The sequence below is a fragment of the Azospirillum rugosum genome, assembly GCF_017876155.1.
GTDB classification, from domain to species: domain Bacteria; phylum Pseudomonadota; class Alphaproteobacteria; order Azospirillales; family Azospirillaceae; genus Azospirillum; species Azospirillum rugosum.
Genome location: NZ_JAGINP010000003.1, coordinates 215,948 through 235,367, shown reverse-complemented (window position 1 = coordinate 235,367; position 19,420 = coordinate 215,948). Strand labels below are relative to the sequence as shown.

17 protein-coding genes are annotated in these 19,420 nt (G+C 64.2%); 2 read left to right on the top strand and 15 right to left on the bottom strand.

Annotated elements, in window-relative coordinates:
• Positions 1-44 precede the first annotated feature (44 nt).
• The 4 genes from J2851_RS05940 to J2851_RS05925 form a co-directional block, all read right to left on the bottom strand.
• Entirely contained in the window at positions 45-1,094 is a 1,050-nt protein-coding gene (locus J2851_RS05940; protein WP_209764924.1) for a hypothetical protein, read from the bottom strand.
• A 249-nt stretch (positions 1,095-1,343) separates the two neighbouring features.
• Positions 1,344-2,327, bottom strand: a complete 984-nt coding sequence (locus J2851_RS05935; protein ID WP_209764922.1) for a zinc-dependent alcohol dehydrogenase family protein — start codon at positions 2,325-2,327, stop codon at positions 1,344-1,346.
• A 36-nt stretch (positions 2,328-2,363) separates the two neighbouring features.
• Positions 2,364-2,702: a cytochrome c gene (locus J2851_RS05930; protein WP_209764921.1), complete on the bottom strand. Its 339-nt coding sequence runs from the start codon at positions 2,700-2,702 to the stop codon at positions 2,364-2,366.
• Positions 2,699-3,061 (bottom strand): c-type cytochrome, encoded by a 363-nt coding sequence (locus J2851_RS05925; RefSeq protein ID WP_209764919.1) that lies wholly within the window; start codon positions 3,059-3,061, stop codon positions 2,699-2,701. The genes J2851_RS05930 and J2851_RS05925 overlap by 4 nt, the downstream gene beginning before the upstream one ends.
• A 395-nt stretch (positions 3,062-3,456) precedes the next feature.
• Between J2851_RS05925 and J2851_RS05920 the strand changes: the two genes are divergently transcribed.
• Positions 3,457-3,948: a response regulator transcription factor gene (locus tag J2851_RS05920; protein WP_209764917.1), complete on the top strand. Its 492-nt coding sequence runs from the start codon at positions 3,457-3,459 to the stop codon at positions 3,946-3,948.
• 59 nt (positions 3,949-4,007) lie between these two features.
• Here J2851_RS05920 and J2851_RS36500 read toward each other — a convergent pair whose 3' ends face one another.
• Positions 4,008-4,775: a LuxR C-terminal-related transcriptional regulator gene (locus tag J2851_RS36500; RefSeq protein ID WP_209764915.1), complete on the bottom strand. Its 768-nt coding sequence runs from the start codon at positions 4,773-4,775 to the stop codon at positions 4,008-4,010.
• A 985-nt stretch (positions 4,776-5,760) separates the two neighbouring features.
• Between J2851_RS36500 and J2851_RS05910 the strand changes: the two genes are divergently transcribed.
• On the top strand, positions 5,761-6,174 hold the full coding sequence (locus tag J2851_RS05910; protein ID WP_209764914.1) for a response regulator: 414 nt from the start codon (positions 5,761-5,763) through the stop codon (positions 6,172-6,174).
• A 30-nt stretch (positions 6,175-6,204) separates the two neighbouring features.
• On the opposite strand, the gene J2851_RS05905 is transcribed toward J2851_RS05910, so the two are convergent.
• The 10 genes from J2851_RS05905 to J2851_RS05860 form a co-directional block, all read right to left on the bottom strand.
• Complete coding sequence (locus J2851_RS05905) at positions 6,205-7,203, bottom strand: nucleotidyltransferase family protein (RefSeq protein WP_209764913.1); 999 nt, start codon at positions 7,201-7,203, stop codon at positions 6,205-6,207.
• On the bottom strand, positions 7,200-8,288 hold the full coding sequence (locus J2851_RS05900; RefSeq protein WP_209764912.1) for a PqqD family peptide modification chaperone: 1,089 nt from the start codon (positions 8,286-8,288) through the stop codon (positions 7,200-7,202). Before J2851_RS05900 ends, J2851_RS05905 begins: the two co-directional genes overlap by 4 nt.
• Positions 8,289-8,357: 69 nt before the next feature.
• Positions 8,358-8,627 carry a hypothetical protein gene (locus tag J2851_RS05895; RefSeq protein WP_209764911.1) on the bottom strand — a complete coding sequence of 90 codons (270 nt, stop codon included), beginning with the start codon at positions 8,625-8,627 and terminating at the stop codon, positions 8,358-8,360.
• Positions 8,628-9,315: 688 nt separating this feature from the next.
• Positions 9,316-10,272: a glycosyltransferase family 2 protein gene (locus tag J2851_RS05890; RefSeq protein ID WP_209764910.1), complete on the bottom strand. Its 957-nt coding sequence runs from the start codon at positions 10,270-10,272 to the stop codon at positions 9,316-9,318.
• Between the two features lie 261 nt (positions 10,273-10,533).
• Positions 10,534-11,583: a glycosyltransferase family 2 protein gene (locus tag J2851_RS05885; protein ID WP_209764908.1), complete on the bottom strand. Its 1,050-nt coding sequence runs from the start codon at positions 11,581-11,583 to the stop codon at positions 10,534-10,536.
• 180 nt (positions 11,584-11,763) lie between these two features.
• Positions 11,764-13,107: an O-antigen ligase family protein gene (locus J2851_RS05880; RefSeq protein ID WP_209764906.1), complete on the bottom strand. Its 1,344-nt coding sequence runs from the start codon at positions 13,105-13,107 to the stop codon at positions 11,764-11,766.
• Positions 13,108-13,359: 252 nt separating this feature from the next.
• Positions 13,360-14,598, bottom strand: coding sequence for a glycosyltransferase family 4 protein (locus J2851_RS05875; protein ID WP_209764904.1), 1,239 nt, complete (start codon positions 14,596-14,598; stop codon positions 13,360-13,362).
• A 64-nt stretch (positions 14,599-14,662) separates the two neighbouring features.
• On the bottom strand, positions 14,663-16,936 hold the full coding sequence (locus J2851_RS05870; protein ID WP_343206566.1) for a GumC family protein: 2,274 nt from the start codon (positions 16,934-16,936) through the stop codon (positions 14,663-14,665).
• A gap of 259 nt (positions 16,937-17,195) precedes the next feature.
• On the bottom strand, positions 17,196-18,407 hold the full coding sequence (locus tag J2851_RS05865; protein ID WP_209764901.1) for a DegT/DnrJ/EryC1/StrS family aminotransferase: 1,212 nt from the start codon (positions 18,405-18,407) through the stop codon (positions 17,196-17,198).
• On the bottom strand, positions 18,404-19,390 hold the full coding sequence (locus J2851_RS05860) for an NAD-dependent epimerase/dehydratase family protein (protein ID WP_209764899.1): 987 nt from the start codon (positions 19,388-19,390) through the stop codon (positions 18,404-18,406). The genes J2851_RS05865 and J2851_RS05860 overlap by 4 nt, the downstream gene beginning before the upstream one ends.
• Between the last annotated feature and the right edge of the window lie 30 nt (positions 19,391-19,420).

Genomic DNA, 19,420 nt, shown 5'->3' with positions numbered 1-19,420 from the left:
TCGGCGTGCGGCGTCGGCGTGCGGGGCGGACGGCTCGCAGGCGACTATTTGCGATGGGTGGCGAACCAGCCGGTCAGTTCCTTCAATGGGCGGTCGGCATCGGCGACGCCTTTCGCCACCGCCTCTCCATAGAAGCGAACGGCCTGCTCGGGGTCGGGCGAAAGGCCGCGCACATGCATCCGTTCGAGCACAAGAGGATCGTAGGTCTTGCCGAGAGCCAGGGACGCCTCTGCGCTGCCGCTGGCCGCCGCCCGCCGGAAGAAGAGCCGCGCGCCCGCCAGATCGCCTTGCGCGAACAGCTCTTGGCCGCGCTTGAGCAGCCTCTGCGCGTCCGCCGGGACCGTTGACCCGCCGGATGGCGCCGGCGGTGCGGTGGGCACCGCGAAGGCCACGATCGGCTGCGGCGCGGGCGGCTTCGTTTCCGCCTTTGGGCGGTCCGTCGGGACGACGCTGCGCAAGGCAAGCGCCTCGGTCGTCACCGAACCCGTGGACTGGTTCACCTTGTTCGCAGTGTCGTCGTCCCGCGGCGGGCTTGGCGCGTTCGCCGCCCTCGTGGCGCGCATCGGCACATCCAGGTCGACCGAGCGCTGGCCGACCAATCCGTTGCCATGCTCGCTGACGGCGGTGACGCTCAGCCTCGTCGTTCCGACGTGGTCCGGGGCTAGGGTGATCGCGAGGTTGGGCAGTTCGTCGAGCGGAACGCGCCAGGTGCCGTTGCCGAGATTGCGGCCGTGCGACAATGCGGCGTTCGCCGGCATCTTGGAAATCCGGACGTAGGTCTCGGAAACCGTCGTGGAGTTCGTTCTGATCGGCGGACTGACGACGATGATCAAGGGTGTCGGCACACCGGCGACCCCCGGCATGACCTCCGCGGCCAAATAGGGAATCATGAATGGGTCGTCCGGTTGCGCGGGCTGGCCACTGGCCGGCGGCTCCGGCGCGGACGGCCGGACATTGCGCCATTCGTTGACGTCGTCGCTGCGGGCCGTGGCGGGCATTCCCGCCGTCATGGCAAGCGCCGTCGTGGCCGCAAGAAACACCCGGTGATTTGCCAACACCGTATAAGGCAAGAAGGCCAAGTGTCCGGTGTGCATGACGGTGCCTCCCCGAATATTGTATACATGAAGGCTGGGGGTTCGGCGTTATCGTCATGGATATTCTTATGACGCAATGCCCTGCGATGAGGCCCCGCGCAGCCGCTTTTACTGCTGTTTTTTTGTCTATCAGCGAAAAAGTCTAATCCAACGGCAGAACGGCGGGAATCGCGATTCGTGGTTGGGGAGCGGCGATTCGGATCGATCTGGTTAACACCGTCATCACTCCGGTCGCGGCGCACGACACCGTCAGACGGTCAGCACCGCCGCGCCGTTTATGGCACCGCGGCGGAGAGCCTCCACCGCCTCGTTCGCCTGGGCGAGTGGAAAGGGCGTGGTCCGGGTGCGCACCGGAACGCGGGGCGCGAGCGCCAGGAACTCCTCCCCATCGCTGCGCGTGAGATTGGCGACCGAGCGGACCATGCGCTCCCCCCACAGGATTTCGTAGGGAAAGGAGGGAATGTCGCTCATGTGGATGCCCGCGCAAACGACGACTCCTCCCTTCACGACCGCCCGCAGGGCCGTCGGCACCAGCGCGCCGACGGGCGCGAAGAGGATGGCGGCGTCCAGCGGCTCCGGCGGCGGCTCATCCGACCCGCCCGCCCACACGGCGCCCAGATCGCGGGCGAGTGCCTGGGCCGCGTCGTCGCCGGCGCGGGTGAAGGCGAAGACGTGCCGACCCTGATGCCGGGCGACCTGGATGACGATGTGCGCGGCGGCGCCGAAGCCGTAGAGACCGAGCCGGTCCGCGTCGCCCGCCATGCGCAGCGCGCGGTAGCCGATCAGCCCGGCACACATCAGGGGGGCGGCCTCCTCGTCCGTGTAGACGGGGTCGATGGGAAAGGCATAGCGCGCGTCGGCCACGGTCATCTCGGAGTAGCCGCCGTCGATCTGGTACCCGGTGTAGCGCGCCCGGTCGCACAGGTTCTCGCGTCCCGATCGGCAGTAGACACACTCCCCGCAGCTCCAGCCGAGCCACGGAACGCCGACGCGGTCCCCGGTTCCAAAGCGGTCCACGCCGGGTCCGGCGGCCAGCACGGTCCCGATGATCTCGTGGCCGGGAACGAGCGGCAGCTTCGGATGGGGCAGGTCGCCGTCGATGACGTGAAGGTCGGTCCGGCACACGGCGCAGGCATGGACCCCGATCAGGATCTGGCCCGGTCCCGGTTCCGGGTCAGGCAGCAGGGCCGGGAGCAGCGCGGATCGTGGCTGCGTCAGGATCATTGCCTTCATGGCGCGCTCCGACATGTGCCCGGCTTGATGGATCGATCAGCGAGACAGCGTCTCCAGGTAAGCCACCACGTCGTCGATCTCCGTCCGGGACAGGTTCAGGTTCGGCATCGGCGGGTGCGGAGCGGTCAGCCATTGCCGCAGCCAGTTCGGCCCGCGGGCCGGGTCCCGTGCGATGCTGGCGAGCGTCGGCACCGCATCGGTGCCGCCCACCCGGTTGGTGGCTGCGCCGCTGCCCGACACGACGTGGCAGGAGGCGCACCAGCGGTCGGCAATGCGCCGCCCGTTCTCGGCGTCCGCCGCGTGGACGGCCGGAGCGGGGGCGAACAGCACGATCAGGACGGCCGCCAGGATGGCCGAGATCGGTCCGGCCTTCATCGCGAGCCGCCTTTCAGCGTCATGAGGTACGCCACGATATCGTCGGTTTCCTCCGCATTCAGGCGTATGTTGGGCATCACGGGGTGGGAGGTCTGCAAATAGCTGCGCAGAGCCAATTCGGTGATGCCGGGATCGCGCATCCGCTCCGTCAGGTCCGGTGCCGCGAGATCCTCCTGCATCGGGGGCGGCTTGGCCGTCGGGGTCTTCGAAACGCGGTGGCACTCGCCACATATGTCTTCGGTCAGTTGACGGCCGTAGCCTGGGCTGCCCGGACCATCGCTGGCAGCGCGTGCCGCCGGCACAGCGACCATCACGAGGACCAGACCGACGACGGATGATCGGCACAGCGACTTGACCATGGGCAGGGCCTCTGCGTTCTATGGGCTCCCGCGGTGAGCATTGGCGATCGCACAGCGTGCAACGCCGACACACCGGCACCAAATAGGCAAGCGTTCAGCGATCCAAGGCTATGCTAGGGCGCCGGAAGCGCCCAAGTCCACTCTTCCTCCGTGGTACGTTTTCAGCGTTGGCCCGGCAATAAGGTCCAAACCCGGACAATCTGGCGATCCTTTGACTGCTGCGCTATTTTGCCGTGTAAGCGCCGAATATGCTCGTAAACTCCCTTTAGTCCAAAATGACACCTATAACGAAGAAGAGAATATCTGTAGGTTTCCGCCCTCCAGGTTTCCGTCCTGCCTCCGCTGCGTTCGGAGCGTTCGGGCTGTTTTCATGATGTTGGAATCGGGAATCCGCTATGATTGGTTCCGGTCCGCCGGCCGGCACTCATTGCAGGACCGCCTCGTATGCTCCGGAGCGCGGCGGCAGTGAACGGGGCGGGCGCGCGGCAATCGCCGTTGCGGTGGTTGACGATCGTGCCTTGTTTGGGGAAAGCCTGGCGACGGCGGTGAACGCGCAAGCCGGCGACGTGGTCATGAGCCATTGGCGGTACGCACAAGCCCTTGGCGACCTGCAAACGATCCTGCGCGATGCCGACGTCGTCCTGGTGTGCATCGGCCGCGCGAACCTGACCAAGGGCTCGATCAACCAGCTGCTCAGGGCGCTGTTGCGGGAAGACGCTCACCCCCCGGTGGCCGTTCTGGCCGACACGGTCAGCCCGAGCATGGTCCGCAGCGGCATGTCCATGGGCTTGGGGGGCATGATCGCCAGCACGGCTCCGCTCAAAAGCGTGATCAGCGCCCTGCGGCAGATCCACAGCGGGGCGACCGTCCTTCCGAACATGAACTGATACGCCAAAGGCGCCGGCCTCCGTGGAGACAACGACACCCGCCGTCACGCTGCGGGCATTCAGGCGTCCGGTTGGCGCAGGGTGCGGTAGACCGCTTCGGTGCGGTTCGTCACGCCCAACTTCTTCAGAATGCTGCGGACATGGACCTTGACCGTGCTCTCCTGCATGCCGAGTTCGTGCGCAATGATCTTGTTCGGCTTTCCTTCCTTCAGGCATTCCAAGACGGAAAGCTGGCGGGGAGTCAGCCCGTACAGGGAACTGTCCTCGGCGTTGGTGTAGATGGCCGTCCCGTTCGGCCCGGGTGACAGGGACGCATCGTCCGTGGCGCTGCGCTCCCCCAAGATGCCGTGGTCCTGGATCAGCCGATGCATAAAGCTGGGCGGAACGAAGGTTCCGCCGGCCGCGATGAGGCGAATGGCCTCCAGCGCGACCGAAAGCCCAACGGCGGTGGAAATGTAGCCGCGCACGCCAAGTTGGAAGGCTTCCACCACGGTTTCCCCGTCTTCGCGGTCGGACAGCACGATCAATGGTGTGTCACCCAAGCAGGCGATGATGTCGCGAATCTGGGCTGCGAAATCTGTTTCCGGTGGCGCCAGGGCGCTGCAGTTGTAAAGGACCACGTCGGGGGCTGTTTCGCTGTAAAGCAACGGCTGCGCGTCCGCCGTCGAGGCGGCGGTCAGGACGCGTACGCCACGGTCGCACAGATTGATGCTCAGCGACAGGCATTCCCGCGTGAGCAGCATGTCGTCGAGCAACAGAACCGTTATATTCTTGGCACTGCGGGCTTTCGTTATGCCCTGCGCAACTTTGTTGGTGTCGACGGTCACGCCTGCCTTCCGCTCTTCAGAGGCTTTCGATCCCAGGAACTGTGGGTCGAAAGCCTCCGGAACCGGCATTGAGCATTGTTGCGAACCCATTAACGTCATCTCCTTCCGTGCTTCCCGCGTTCATATGTCCTGCGCGGTTGATCCCTTGACGCCATCGGGAGATTGGAAGGAAGGACAAGCACGCGTGCGGCGGTGCGGCATAGAAAGACAATCCGCGACCAGTTCCCCAAACGGGCTTCTCATCCCCCACCACGCCTTGCGTCCGGTCGCAAAGCGTCCCCGACTCACCCCCGCCCATGACAAGCCCGTCTGGCAACTCTCACGGGCGTTCTCGGAATTTCCCATCCTTCAAAATTGAGCAGACTTCAATGGCGCGCTTTCAATGGGCATGCAGCGCTTGCTGCTGTAACGGACGGTTAAGGGGGAAGGCATCGTATCGCTTCGTCTTATGGCTTCAGAATGGTTGCGCATCCATATACTGATCGTCGTTCCTTGCTGATCCAGCTTTACACGGTACGTATAGCACCGCACGTTTTAGTGCCCGTCAACAGCAAACAAGCGCATAGCGGTGCATGTAAATATCAGCTCACTACCACCTATTTTGGAAATGATGCAGCGATGTAACGGCGTTACAGTTTTGAAAGACAGCCGCTCAAGCCATACAACCATCGGCCAAAGGTCATGGGTTCGGTCATGGCATTTGCGATTGCGCCCATAGCTGCACAGACCGTTCCCCATGTCATTCGTCCTCCGGCCACTCGTCCTCCGGCCATTCGTTTTCCGGCCTTTCCGAGGAGCCGCATGGGTGGACGAGGCACCGTCCCGGCGGGGTGCAGGGGCGATTCAGCCGATTTGATGAGGGGAAACGGCGGGCTTTGCTGCGTTGCTTATCCCAATTGCCAATGTCGCAACGCTGCGTCAGCCATAAACAATAGGTCTACGCGCAACCTCGCCCCCGTTCAGGCGGGCGCCACGGCAGTCGACCATGCATCAGAAATCCCTCATCTACGAAGATCCAAGAATTTCTGTCATCCTGTTCGATAAGAAGACCTTGCTTCGCGAAAGTTTGACCAGAGCCCTGGCCTCGCAGGCCGACGATATTCTTGTCATGGCTTCGCCATGCGACATCGGGGGCATCGACACCGCCAGCATCTGCGACGTGGTCATCGTCCGGCTGGACAGCACCGCTCCGGGCGATCCGGGAGTGGTGGACCTGATCACCCGAATTCTCGAAGTACGCCCCGACCTATCGATCATTGTCTTGTCGGAACGGCGCGCTTCCTTCCCCGCGCTGAGGCCGGTGTGGAACAACATCCGGGGTATCATCACGCACGACGACGATCTGAAGACCATCCTCTGGGCCATCCGGACGGTTCACGCCGGGGGCACGCTGGCGTGAACCGTGCCTGTCTGGATGGAATCAGCCGCGTCAGCCCCCCATGCGCTTTGCCGTGCGTTTCGGGATGAAGGTCCGGACGAAGGCCTTTGGGCGTTTGTAAAGAGTTCGGTAGGCTGTGCGGATCAGCTCCATCCGTGTCGGATGGCAGGCCTGCTGCATCCGCCGCCAGTGCTGGAGGAAGGGACGGATGCGCCACCACGGGGTGAGCGGCGTGCGGGTCCCGAACAGCGTGCGCAAGGCCAGCAGTTGGGTGTGCAGCGCCGATCGGCCCGGCCCATCGGGCAGGAGCGCGGCCAGCGTGCCCCAGTCGATTCCGTTGGGCATCCTGGCCAGCTCGTCCAGATCGCAGAGATGCCGAAGGTCGATGGCCCCCGTCACAGTCTGCTGGTCGTGCAGCATGTCGTGCACGATCAGATGGAGCGCTCGAAACGTCGGCGAGGGAAGCAGGGCCTGCCCGTTCCCGACACGGACCACAGTGGCGCTTTCCGCCAGCCGGTCCGGATGGTGGAAGGCTTCCGGACCCGGGGGCCGGAAGTGCAGGTCGATCGATCCGACGTCGTCGGGCCGTGCGAACGCTGCCAGCGCGTGCTCGCCGACCGCATCCGGAAGCGGTTCGTACCCCAAGCGCGCGAGGCATGCCGCGGCACGCGGCAGGTGTTCCCTCGACACGGCGATGTCCAGGTCGGTCAGGAGACGCGCGCCGATCCGGTCATCGGGGCTGGTGAGAAGAACGCATGCGCCCTTGAGGAGGAGGGGGCGGATGTGGCACCGGTTCAACGCTTCGATGGCTTCGACGGCCTGCGCACGCAGCCGCAGGTTCCGTTCGCGGTTCCGGTCATGGATGAAGCGGAGATAGTCCAACGCGTCCTGGGGCACCGGCGCGCCCTCGCACCCTTCAAGCGCGCGGAACAACGTCGGCGTGACGAGATAACGGTTGGCGACCTCGACGATGTCCAGCCAGTCCGCTCCCGCCGGTGGCCGGCCCTGGAGACAGGCGACCACGGATTCGAACGGGGTGCGGCCCGTCACGATCGGCACGTCCCGACGAGCAGGTCGACAGCGGCGTCCAGGTCCGAATAGGTCAGGCGGAAGCAGTGCGCCGACGCGAGCGCGGCGTGAATCGCTCGGAAGGCACGCGCCGTCAGCCGTTCGTCCCGTGAGGATGCGCCGCCAATCAGATCGCGCAACGTGTCGATCGGGTCCACCCTGTCCAGCCTTGGGAAGGCGCCCTCGTGGCGGTGAAGGCTCACAAACCAGCGCACCGGGCGGGGCATCGCCTCGGCGGCGGGAACCATCGGAAGATAGCGCACGTCCTGCCGGTCGTGCGGTCGGGAATGGATGACGGCGTCGGCGATGCCGGGCCAGGATCTTTCCAGGAGGGGCCATGATCCGCGTTTGAGGGCCGGCGCGAAAGGAAGCCCCGTCACCTGCCCGTCGGCGTGCAGGAGCGCGACGTCGTCGCCGCCGTAACCCAGGCCCGCCCGCGCCAGCGCCACCGCCAGGGTCGATTTCCCCATCCCTGGACAGCCGCTGATCAGCAGGGCGTTCGGGCCGGACGTCAGGCAGGCCGCGTGCAGGGCAATCTCGTAGTGGGCGGAACGCAAGACGTCCGCTGTCAGCGCCGCCCTGAGCGCCGGGACAAGCTCGTCACGGCGCCCGGTGACCGGCTCGATCCCGTCGGCCTGGAGCAGAAAGCCACCGGACCGCTCGACCACCTCGAACCGCCGGTCCGGGGCGATGTCCATGGCGTCCGGACTCCGGGTTTCCAGGTTCCGGAACTCCGGCTCGGCGATATCGGCGAGGTCGTCGGCGTCGTAGGAAATCTCACCGCAAAAGGTGCCCAGCCGCACCCGTTGGCGTCGCCGGAAACAGGGGACGGCCACAAGCAGACCCTGGTCGATCCAGTCGGAAACGGCGGCCTCGACCTGCTTTCGGGCTGTCTGGAGGGGGAGGCCACAGTCGATGCTGGCGGCAACGACCGAGTCGACCGTGGCTCCGTCAGACAATCGGCACCACGCGAACGCTGCGACGTCGTTCAACTCGAACAGCACCTGCCGCGCTTCATGGAAAAGCACGGCGTGCCGGCCGATGACGGCGAAGGATGCGCCTGTCACCGGACGGTATCGCTCATGGTGCACCGCTGACATAGTCTCCGCCGGCCTGTCTGATTGTCTGCCTTGGAATCAGCGGCCGTGGTCGTTGTGGTTCTTGCCCGACTTGCCGGGGACTCCGTCGCTCCCGCCATTGCCGTATCCATTGTTGGCATGCGATCCGCGCCCGCCATGGGATTTTGCGATGGCCTGCGACGTCAGCGAAGTCGACAGCAGCGTCGTAACGGCAGGCGATGTCACGACGGCAAATTTTCCGCAAGTTGCCAAGAATTTACGCCGTTCCAAATCATCGCCGGCAAGCGGCGTGGTCTCGGAGCTGGTGTGGGTTTTGCGCGTATCCATTCGCACTCTCCTAGGTTTCTCTGTTTGCAGGACCCATAGGCGCGAACATTGGATGTTAAGCGCGGATCCGGGGCAAGTTCGAATAGATGGTGTCTTCCATGTTGAGGCTAACCCTTTGGCCTCACCCGCATGACCTTGCGCGCGCCAGAACGCTCCGAAAGTTTCGATGACGGCCCCTCGCCGCGGCAGGGTACGGGCGGCACGTCGGCAGCCGGACCCGCCGCACAATCCCGAAAATGATCGCAAGCGCGCGCAAAATTTTGGACCATAGTCCTGACAAACCCGTGCATCACCCGCCTTTGCCAGCAATCGACGCGTGACGAGCGGCACCGAGCAAGGACCATGGTCCTGCGTGGCGTGCGGAACGCGCTCGCTCCACGCGCCCTTGGCGGATCACGCGGGTCGTGATTTGTGCGACCCGTCCATTCCATTGGATCGGGCGAAATTACGAAGGCAATTCATCGGCAGCATTGTTGACTAATCATCATGAAGGATTGACAGATTCTGCCATCTTCGTGATGCAACGTGTTGTGCAAAACAATGCAACGATGACCGATGCACCGCATCGAGCATGGTGCAAGCCCAGGCAGTGCGGTGCGCACTGCGCAACGGGCCTGCCGAATGGAAGAAGATTTGACGTGGTGGGAGCAGGCTTGAAATCGGCGGGGAGCCGATGTGATGACCGGTCCTACTTCGCTCGAATTCTCAGCGCTCGCTCAAGGCTTGCATACAATCTTCCCCCTATACTCCATGCACTCTCAGGGGATTTCCTAAAATATCTCCAAGCACCCGTAAAATCGCCTATTTTCGCCGCGGCGGTAAAATGATAGTAACAAAAATCAGACTCTATTTTTTTGTGTCGCTGACGGAGCAATGTTTTGCACTCACCCGTTAGGTGGTCGCCATGTTTCCGAATTAGATATTCGTTGATGTCGAGCAAGCACTGAAGGGTCCACCCGCCCGATTTTGTGAGCGAACTCTCTCGACGCCTGTAGATATAACCGAATTCTTCAGAAATGAGCCTAAACTTCGCCCCATGAAGAAGGCACTCAAAATAGAATACAAAATCCTCAGCTATTCTTATGTCCTCTTTGTATCTGACGGCCGTACTGGCAATGAAGTTCCGCCTTATGATCGGCTTGGCATAACCGATTGAAAGCCCGTCGCCACGGATCGCGCTATGCCTGATGAGATCGTCGATCCCTATGTCGATCTCCGTGTGCGGATCGAGAAATTTGAACGCAGAAGTCTTTTCCGTTCCATGAGGGAACGCGACAATTGTCAAATTGTCGGCAATCATATCGGCGTTTGAAGCGTCCGCAATCTTCTTCAAAGTATGCAATCGGCTTGGTGCCATCACGTCGTCAGCGTCAAGCAGCGCAACCCAATCGCCCCTTGCATGCCTTAGACCGGCGTTCCGTGAGGCGCTGGGCCCGACGTTCTTCTCATTCACGATGAGCTTTACTCGGCTGTCTCGCGAAGACCATTCGGAAACGATATCGGCCGTTCGGTCTTTTGAAGCGTCATCGATAACGATCACCTCAACAGACACATGTGATTGGCCCAATGCCGACCGCAGCGCTTCTTCAACAAACGATTCAGCGTTGTAGCATGGCACGATCACTGAAAAGTCTATGTTCGTCATGAAGTTTTCTCATTGGTCGTCCAAAGCCACGCCGATCAGGCCCAAGATGCGCTTTTCAGCATTTTAGATCGCCGTCTTCGATGGCCTGAAAGGTCAACTCTGGTCCATTGCCGCCAAGCGGCACCGGAATTCGTGTCCTGGAAGGTCCGGCCTCGCGCCGTCGACCAGGAAAGCCAACCCTCTGTCTCGCCTTCGTCCGGTTCGTTCATAATGGGCGGCGCCGGAGAAAAGGCCTGCTCGGAGCCCACGAGGAAGCCACCATCACAGGACCGCCGATCCACCACCCCGCCTTCCGACGAGAACCGCGAAATACTCAAGAGCTTGCCCGAAATTCCGAACAGCGATCATCGCGAATCGTGCGGCAACATGCTTTCCCGTCACCAGCGCAAACATAGCCGTGACGGTGAGCAATGCGGCGGCCATCAGACGTTTGATAAAGGAATACACTTTCATCATAAATGATTCTCCGGGCGCGACAACGCGGGCATAGATCCGTCCATGATTGTAATTCCTCATCGCCATCCATTTTATAGTGGCGCGCTCGTCAGGGACGTCCTCCCACGCGATCGCTTCATCGCACCATATCAGTTTTGCCCCGATTTTCTTGAGGTGGAAGAAGAACTCTGTGTCTTCTCCGCCATTGTTGTAAGCATCATTGAAATCGCGTCCAGCTCGTTCCAATATACGACGCGTCATCAAAACGCTTCCTGCACCACCCGTTGATCGTGGCGTTCCTGTGGGAAAGCGTCGCCTGTCGAAGAGCTTAGACTGCGAAATCCATGTGGGGGAATTCGGGGGAAGGACTGAAAGCACGGGGCCAAACACAACGTCCGCCTCGAATTCCTTGCACGCCTTCAACAGATGAACCAGCCAGGATTTGTCGACTGTCTCATCGTCGTCAACAAAAGCGACATAGTCTCCGCCAGATGCTCGCAAAGCTCTGTTGCGCGCATGCGCGACACCGGCCTGTGGTTCAACTTCATATATCAGCTTTATATGTGGTGGCGCCTCCGCCTGCGCGACAACACTCCGCGCAGATTCGGCACGGTCGTTATCAAGGACAATCACTTGAACTTGAAATCCGTCCGGTATATCCATCTCGAACAGAGATTTCAAAGTCTTTGCCAAAAGAGTCGCGCGCTTGAAAGTCGCAATACATACATCCACTCGAAGGAATCCCATTCGCATTTCCGGCTTATCAGCCGGGGCGGTGCCGTAATTGGTGCAAATCGGCGTCTCGATGGCGACCGCGTCGATGGTGGAGTCAATGCGGGTTTTGTCGCCCAGACGCGCGTCGTTTGAAGCGTGCATGGTTGTTATTCCGATGCGAAAGGCGTTTGTTTCGTTTCCACGTTATCGTGTCGGGGCTGCAGCGAAACGATCTTAATCCGCAGGAACGCCGGTGGTTGTAGGTCGGCTAAGCCTTGGGACGTAAAGAGCGGCCAACGGGAGGACTGGGCTGGCCCACAAAGGCGGACGTGGAGCGCGCCCTTACCGGGACGCGTCATGGCGCGGCAGCGCGGCGCAGGCCAGCGCCAGGATCGTCATGCCCCAAACCATGTGGTCCGGCCGCAACAGCGAACTTTCCGTCAGGTTGTGGATCATCGCGAAAATGACGAGGGCGGCCCCGAGAATGCCGTAGCCGCGGCAATCGGCCCGTCGCTCCATCGCCAGACTCATGAAAAGCGCCGACAGCAGCACGACGATGCCCAGCGCCAGTCCGACAGCACCGACGGTCAGCAGTGCATCCAGATAGCCGTTGTGCGCCTGTTGGATCGCCCAGTTCAGGAAGGTCGGCTGCCAGCGCTCCAGCAACCCGATCGATCCGGTCATCCACAGCGCCTGATAGCCAACCCCGGTGAAGAAGTGCCGGTCGACGAACTGCCACAGAAAGGCCCAAAGCTCGGTTCGTCCCGTCAGCGTCGCGTCTCCGAACAGCGCGAGCAGGACCCTCCGGGGAGAGAGCAGCGTGACGGCGAGCGCCACGACCGCACCGCCGGCGAGCATCACGTTCGCCGCAAGCGCGCCGGCCAGCGGACCGGCCCGCAGGGAAAAGCCGAGGAAGAAGGCGATGGCGCCGCTCAGCCCCACGGCCCCAAGCGACGTCTTGCTTCCGGTGCCGGCCAGGAACAGCAGGGTGCACAGGCAGACGACGATGGAAACCTGCCACCATCGCGTCCCCGCGGCCGTCATCATCCAAAACGACCAGATCAGGATGGTGATGGAGGCAAAGGCGCCGGCGGTGTTCTTGGTGGTGTGGATGCCGGTGAAACTGCCGTCCGCCCCCCGCCCCAGGGACGGGACAAGCAGCGCGACGGCAATGTCGATCGCGACGATCGCCGCCAGGGTGAGCGCGATGGTCCTCCAGACGACGCTCAGCCGGCCGATTGCGCTCACCGCGGTCACGCAGACCAACACGATGATCGTCATCAGCACCAGCCGCTTGACGCTGACGGCGGGCGCCGCCGACCACGCGATGCTCATCCAGCACCAGGCGAGCGCAAGCCACAACGGCCAAAGCCGAAGCAGCACCGGCAGCAACCGTTCGCGCGCCAGCCACGCCAGCGGTGCCGACGCAGCGAACAGGGCCATCCACACCAATTGGCGGATGCCGTTCCCGGAACCTTCCGCCGCGAACTCGCCCCCGTCACCGCTCAGCGGACTGTGCTGAAGGATCAGATAGGCGATGCTCGCGGCGAGGATGGCCTGTCCCCACGCTGCGGCCCGCTCGCTGCGGCTGCGGGCGGGTGCGCTGCGGTCGAACGCGTCGGCCACCGCGGCGCGGTTCCGCGGGCTGTCATCGGAAGCTGCGGAGTTCCATGCAGACAACGCCAAGCGCTGGTCTCCCTGATCAGAGTTTGTGCTTCGGCTGGACCAGTCCCCCGGTCGGCTTCCAACGCGCCCCGCCTTTCCGGTGACGGAGGGCCCGGTGGAAAGGACGCGAGCCGCCGGTCAAGGACCGGCCACTCGAACGCGGAAAGGTCCGCGGCGTGCTGTCGTGTCGGCGGCCGGCTTGACGACACGGTGCCCCGACGCGCTCGCGCGGTTCGCCCGGTTCCGCTTCCGCGTCGGACCGCAGGGGCGGGCTCATGGCACGGGCCATGTCGATCCGGCCGGCTCCGCCGCGCGTTGGCTGAACCGCCCGGTTGCGTCCAGGGCCTGAAGGATGCCGCTTCCGAAATTGCTCACCATGGCGTCCACCGTTCGGTGCCGGGCGGTCTGGAGGGCACCGTCGCGGAGCTGTCGACGCAAGGAGTCATCGGTGAGGACGTCCGTGATCGCAGCCCCGTAGGTGTCCGGGTCGGGCCGGCCCGTCACGAACAGTCCGTTCACCCGGTCCTGGAGATAATCCACCTCCGGGCTATGATTGCGAAAGTCGGCGGTGAGGACGGGCAGCCCGGCGGCAAAGGCATCGAGGATGGACAGGCCGACGAAGGACGGCAGCAGAAACACATCAGCCGTGCTGAGGATCTCCGCCTTCTCGCGGCCGTAGCGCGCGCCCAGCGGTCGGATCCAGGGCTTTTCCTTCGCCTGCCGGTCGAGCCAGGGGCCGAGCGGCCCCTGCCCGATGACGAGGAGATGCAGGTTGGGGATGCGCGCGCGGGCTCGCTCGCACGCGTCGATCAGGAAGGGCAGCCCCTTTCCCTCCATCAGGCGCGCGCAGAACACGGCGGTCGGCGCGTCGGGCAGCCCGAACCGCTCGCGGATTGCCGTGCGACCGGCCGGCGTGAGTTCCTCCGCAAGGCTCAGGGTCGCCGACACGTCGATGGCGTTCTGCACGACGGTGATGCGGGTTTCCGGAAAACCCATGTTCCGCACGATCGACTTCACGGAGTCCGTGTAGGCGAACCAGTGGTCCACGCGGCAGGACAGGAAGCGCTTCATCGCGCGGCGCAGGCGGGCGGGCGCCTGCTGCTGCAGGTCGTCGCCATGCCCCCAGAAGGCCAGGCGGGGTCCGACGCCCAGCATCCGGCGCAGGAACAGAGGGTAATTCAGCAGGGCCGAATTCGCCTGTTCGACCACCACGAGATCGAAGTCCTTCAGCCTGTTGAACAGCGGCTGGTAATAAATCTGCTTGTGGACGTACCGGTTGGGCGCGAAGACGTGGCAGTCGATGTGTCTGCCGCAGTCCTCGAACGCCTCCTCCGGCAGCGGTTGCCCGCCGAACAGGGTCAACTCCACCCCGCGTCGCGCCAGGAAGGCGCTCAGCCCTTTGTAGAAGGCGACGCGGTAGTGAGGGACGATCCGGTAGACGATCGCGACTTTGGCCGGGCCGGCCATCGTGGGGCCGACGTTGCGAGCTGTGCCGGTGATCTCTGGGCGCATGGGTTCCCCTTCCGCCGGGCATAGTGTCAGAAGCCGATTTGTCCATGGGAGCGCGGCTTGGGCGTCAATGTTCCCGCGGTCGCCGGCGGCCATATTTGAAGTAGATGCCGCTGTCGCCGTATTCGGACGCGGCATGCTTGCGCACATCCACCTGCACGAGCGCCAATCCGGCGATGTCGGCGCCGGCCGCCTTCAATTCACGCAACGAATACTTGATCTTGCTGATCGGGGTGGAGCGCCAGCGCGACACGAAGATGCAGCGGTCGCTCAGCGATGCGATGATCCGGGCGTCCACCACGGGCATGCAGGGCGGCATGTCGATCAGGATGATGTCGTAGTAGTGGCGAGCCCAATCGACCAGCCGTTGCAGCCTGTCGCCGTGGTTCAGATACAGGGGGGCCCGCGCGTCGGTGATTCCGGCCATGCCGCTGGTCAGAAGATGGATGCCGGTCTCCGGGCTGATCTGGGGCACCGGCATGTCGTCCGACATGCCGCTCATGTATTCGCTCAAGCCCGGACCGTTGGGCAAGCGGAAGAGGTCGTGCTGCGACGGCTTGCGGATGTCGCCGTCGATCACGAGGACGCGGAAGCGGCTCATCGCGAGCAGCGTCGCGGCGGACGCCACGACCGTCGACTTGCCTTCATGCTGCCACGCCGATCCCACGCTGAGGACGCCGCCGCGGTCGCAGGGCTGAAGCAGGGCCAGCGTGTTGCTGATGATGATGCGAATGGATTCCGCGAAGGGGGAGCGCGGGTTTTCCAGCACATACCACACGACGTCGCGGCGGCTGGCCACGCGGCGCGGCAGGGAGGGGGACAGGCCCAACCCACGCAACCCGCACTGCTCTTCGATCTCGTCGTTGCTCCTCATCCCGGTCTGCAGAAGCTCGCGCAGGGTGACGCCGGCACCACCGAGACCCAGACCGAACAGCCCGGCGAGGATGAGGATCACCCGTCCGCGGGGCAATGCGGGATCGGCGGGGGGTAGCGCCGTGGACACGGCCCAGGCCTCCGGCTGCACCAGCGGGGCGGCGCTCGTTCCCTTGTAGCGGGTCAAGAAGGTGTTGTAGATCTCCTCGCTGCTCCGCGCTTCCCGTTCAAGGGTGCTGATCTCCGCCTTTGCCTCCTGGAAGGTGCGGAGCCGTTCCTGGGTCCGCTTGGCGTTTTCTTGCAGCGCCTCCAGGCGGCTCTTCATCGCCCCTTCCTCGGCGGCGGTGTCGGACACCAGCCGCTGGGCCTCGCCGTTCATCGACTGCCGGACCGCGGCAATCTGAGCGTTCAGGGCCGACATCGTGGGATGCATGTTGCCGAGCTGCCGGGTGAGTTCGGCCCGTCGGCGTTCCAGAATGACGGTTTGAAGGCGGATCGCCTCCAGGTTCTCCGATTTGGACTCGGCGGCGAGCTTGGCGAGGTCGCCGCTCGCCGCCAGCTTTTCCATCCGTTCCCGGCGGTCGCGGACCGCCTTGTAGTCAGCTTCGGCCTGCGCGATGCTGCGGTTCAGCTGGAGCAGCTGGTCGCGCAACAGCTCGACGTCCACGCCGGCGGTCGGCTGTGCCTTCGTCAGCCGATCCAGATAGGCCTTCTGAGCCTGCTCGGCCTCGCCGCGAAACTGATGGGCGCGCTGCTCCAGCCAGTCGTTCGCCTTCACCGTGTCCTTCAGCCGGCCACTCGCCTGCTGGGCCAGGTAGGTTTCGACGATGGTGTTCGCAACGGTGGCCGCGAGCACGGGATCCTGCGACGTGAACGTAACCCCGATCACGCGCGAATGGCCGAGCGGGCCGACCTGGAGCGCGGACTCGAACCGCTCCAGCATGACGGTCTGGTCGCGCCGCGCGTCGCGGGCCGGATTGGAGGCTTCGGCATCGGTTGCGGCGTCGCCCCACCAGAGCGCGTCGAGCTGTCGCCTGGCCTCGGCCCACAGGTCGCGAAGGTCGGTGAGCAACGCCGCCACGGTCATGGGCGATTCCGCGCCGTTCATCCGCCTGACGGCCTCGCTCTCCTCCATGGCGGCTAACGCGCGCTCGGCCGCCGGACTGAATTCGGGCAACTGGTCCAAATGTGCCTTGGCGATGACCTTCAGCGCGATGTCCGCCGATTGCAGGACCTGGATCTCGCTTTCGATCGACAGCTCGTCGGGCCGGAACGGCGTGACCACCTGAGCCACATCGATCACCGTCCGCTGATGGGGATCCAGCATCAGCGTCGCCGTCGCGCGGTAAAGCGGCGGCTTGCTGTTGACGTACAGATAGCCGATCCCGACGAACAGCGCGACGGACGCAAGGAGAACGTACTTCTGCTGCCAGTACATCCGGATCATGCGGGACAGCCAAGGAGTCACCGTCAAGTCCCTGTCGGACGGTGGACTGTACGTGGCACTCAGGGGCGACGAAGGCACGCGTTCGACAACCGCCATACCGAGACTCCCACCAGGCTTGCGCTGGCGCTCCCAACCATCGGGTGCGTTAGGCGACAAGAGTCGTCCATAACGTCGAAATGCCCAATTCCTCAAAAATGAGTACTTGGGCGATGCAGCGCCAACTTTTGGAGCATTTGCCAAAACGCCGGACGTTCCGGGCGACCGATCCGGAAACCCGGCGTCAGGAATGGTCCCCGACGGAAACGCGGGCGCGGTCGGTGCCCGGACGGCCGGCTCCGGACGCGGCCGCGGCCCGGTCCAGGGCGGTGCGCAACGCGTCCACCACCTGGTCGAGGTCGTCATCGGTCATCTGCGGGTAGAGCGGAATGATGAGGCCGTGGTCCTGCGCCAGTTCCGATTGGCGGAGGGGGTGGCGCACCGGAATGTCGGCGCCGGCCGGCTCGCGATGGGTGCACATGATGCCGCGGCGGGTGGCGACGCCGGAATCCAGCATGGCCTGCATCACCGCCTTTTGGTCGACCCTGGTCGGAAGGCGGAGGCAATAGCTCTGCCAGTTGGAACGCGCCCAATCCGGTTCGTGCGGGGCCGCCACCTCCGGGACCAGATCCGCCAGCCGCTGCCGATAGCCGTCGGCCAGTTCCCGCCGGCGTGCCACGATCTCCGGCAGACGCCGCAGCTGGTGCCTTCCAATGGCGGCCTGGAAGTCGGTCATCCGGTAGTTGAAGCCCGGCTCGGCGTAGGACTCGAAGGTCACGGCACGGGCGGAATGCCGCTCACGGTCATTGATGTCCATGCCATGCTGGCGCAACAGGCGGAATCGACGGTCCAGAGCGTCCGACCGGGTGGTCAGCATGCCGCCTTCCCCCGTCGTGATGACCTTGCGGGGGTGGAGCGAGAAGCACGCGACGTCGCCGACCGGTTGGCCGACCGGCCGCCAGGCGCCGTCGATCCGGATCTCCGCGCCGATGGCGCACGCCGCGTCCTCCACCAACGCGATGCCGTTGGCCGCGGCGATCGCCGCGATCCGCGTCAGGTCGCAGGGCATGCCCATCTGATGGACGCAGAGGATGGCGCGCGTCTTCGGCGTGATCGCCCCCTCGGCGGCGTCCGGCAGCATGTTGAAGGTGTCCGGCTCCACATCCACGAAGATCGGGACTGCCCCGCACTGGCGGATCGCGTTCGCCGTGGCGATGAAGGAATGGCTGACGGTGATCACCTCGTCGCCAGGCTTCACACCCACCGCCAGCAGCGCGAGATGAAGCGCCGTGGTGCAGTTCGACACGGCGCAGGCGTGCGGCGCGCCGACCGTGCGTGCGAAGTCGGCTTCGAACGCCGCCACTTCCGGACCCTGGGTCAGCCAGCCGGACAGGATGGTTGCTGCAGCCGCTTCGGACTCAGCCGCCCCGACCATGGGTTTTGTGAGGGGGATCATGCCGCATCCACCTTCTGCGATTGCCACCACGCGACGAGACCGGCCAAGCCTTCCTCCAAACCGATGGACGCCTCGAAGCCGAGAACGCGCCGCGCCAGATCGGTGGAGGCGAGACGGCGGGACACCGGGTTGATCTTGCGCTCCTCTTCGTGGACCGGAACCAGGTCGGGCCGGCCCATGACCTTGGCGGTCGCCTGCGCCAATTGCAGGAGGCTGGTCTCGATGCCGCTCGCCACGTTGAAGACGCGGCCCGACGGTTCGGCCCCGTCAAGGTCGGCCCGCGCGGCCAGGATGTTGGCGCGCGCCACGTCGCGGACGTGGACGAAGTCCATCGTCTGCAAGCCGTCGCCGAAGATCACCGGCGGCTGTCCAGCGGCGATCCGCTCCATCCAACGGATCAGCACTTCGGTGTACTTGCCGTGGATATCCATGCGCGGGCCATAGACGTTGAAGTAGCGCAGCGCCGCGTAGTCCAGCCCGTACATGTCGTTGAAGGACGACAGCAGGCCTTCGTTGAACTGCTTCGCCGCGCCGTAGAGCGTGCGGTTGGCGTAGGGATGATGCCCCTCCGTCGTCGGGAACGCCTCGGCCAAGCCGTAGATGGAGGCGGAGGACGCGGCCACGACCTTCTCGATCCTGTGCTTCACGCAGCTTTCCAGCAGGTCGAAGGTGGCGTCGACCATGACCTCCATCGCCTGCCGGGGCTCGGCCGCGCAATGGATGATGCGCAGCGCCGCCTGGTGGAACACCACGTCGCTTTCGCCCACCAGACGGCCGACCAGAGCCCGGTCGCGGATGTCGCCGTGCACGAACTCGACGCGCGAGGAGGCCAGGGCCGAGGTCAGGTTGCCAAGGTTGCCGCGGACCAGGTTGTCGAGCGCATACACCCGGTCGCACCCTTCATCGAGCAGCAGGTCGATGATGTGCGATCCGACGAAACCCGCCCCGCCGGTCACCAGGATCCGTTTGTTCTTCAGGTCCATTTTGCGACGTCTCCAGCGATATGGTTGGTT

What these genes read in the sequence shown, in the direction of transcription:
- J2851_RS05935 (WP_209764922.1), bottom strand. Translation starts at nt 2,327, where the DNA reads ATGAAGGCAATGATCCTGACGCAGCCACGATCCGCGCTGCTCCCGGCC.
- J2851_RS05920 (WP_209764917.1), top strand. Translation starts at nt 3,457, where the DNA reads ATGATTGGTTCCGGTCCGCCGGCCGGCACTCATTGCAGGACCGCCTCG.
- J2851_RS05925 (WP_209764919.1), bottom strand. Translation starts at nt 3,061, where the DNA reads ATGGTCAAGTCGCTGTGCCGATCATCCGTCGTCGGTCTGGTCCTCGTG.
- J2851_RS05910 (WP_209764914.1), top strand. Translation starts at nt 5,761, where the DNA reads ATGCATCAGAAATCCCTCATCTACGAAGATCCAAGAATTTCTGTCATC.
- J2851_RS05875 (WP_209764904.1), bottom strand. Translation starts at nt 14,598, where the DNA reads ATGCGCCCAGAGATCACCGGCACAGCTCGCAACGTCGGCCCCACGATG.
- J2851_RS05940 (WP_209764924.1), bottom strand. Translation starts at nt 1,094, where the DNA reads ATGCACACCGGACACTTGGCCTTCTTGCCTTATACGGTGTTGGCAAAT.
- J2851_RS05860 (WP_209764899.1), bottom strand. Translation starts at nt 19,390, where the DNA reads ATGGACCTGAAGAACAAACGGATCCTGGTGACCGGCGGGGCGGGTTTC.
- J2851_RS05930 (WP_209764921.1), bottom strand. Translation starts at nt 2,702, where the DNA reads ATGAAGGCCGGACCGATCTCGGCCATCCTGGCGGCCGTCCTGATCGTG.
- J2851_RS05890 (WP_209764910.1), bottom strand. Translation starts at nt 10,272, where the DNA reads ATGACGAACATAGACTTTTCAGTGATCGTGCCATGCTACAACGCTGAA.
- J2851_RS05865 (WP_209764901.1), bottom strand. Translation starts at nt 18,407, where the DNA reads ATGATCCCCCTCACAAAACCCATGGTCGGGGCGGCTGAGTCCGAAGCG.
- J2851_RS05895 (WP_209764911.1), bottom strand. Translation starts at nt 8,627, where the DNA reads ATGGATACGCGCAAAACCCACACCAGCTCCGAGACCACGCCGCTTGCC.
- J2851_RS05885 (WP_209764908.1), bottom strand. Translation starts at nt 11,583, where the DNA reads ATGCACGCTTCAAACGACGCGCGTCTGGGCGACAAAACCCGCATTGAC.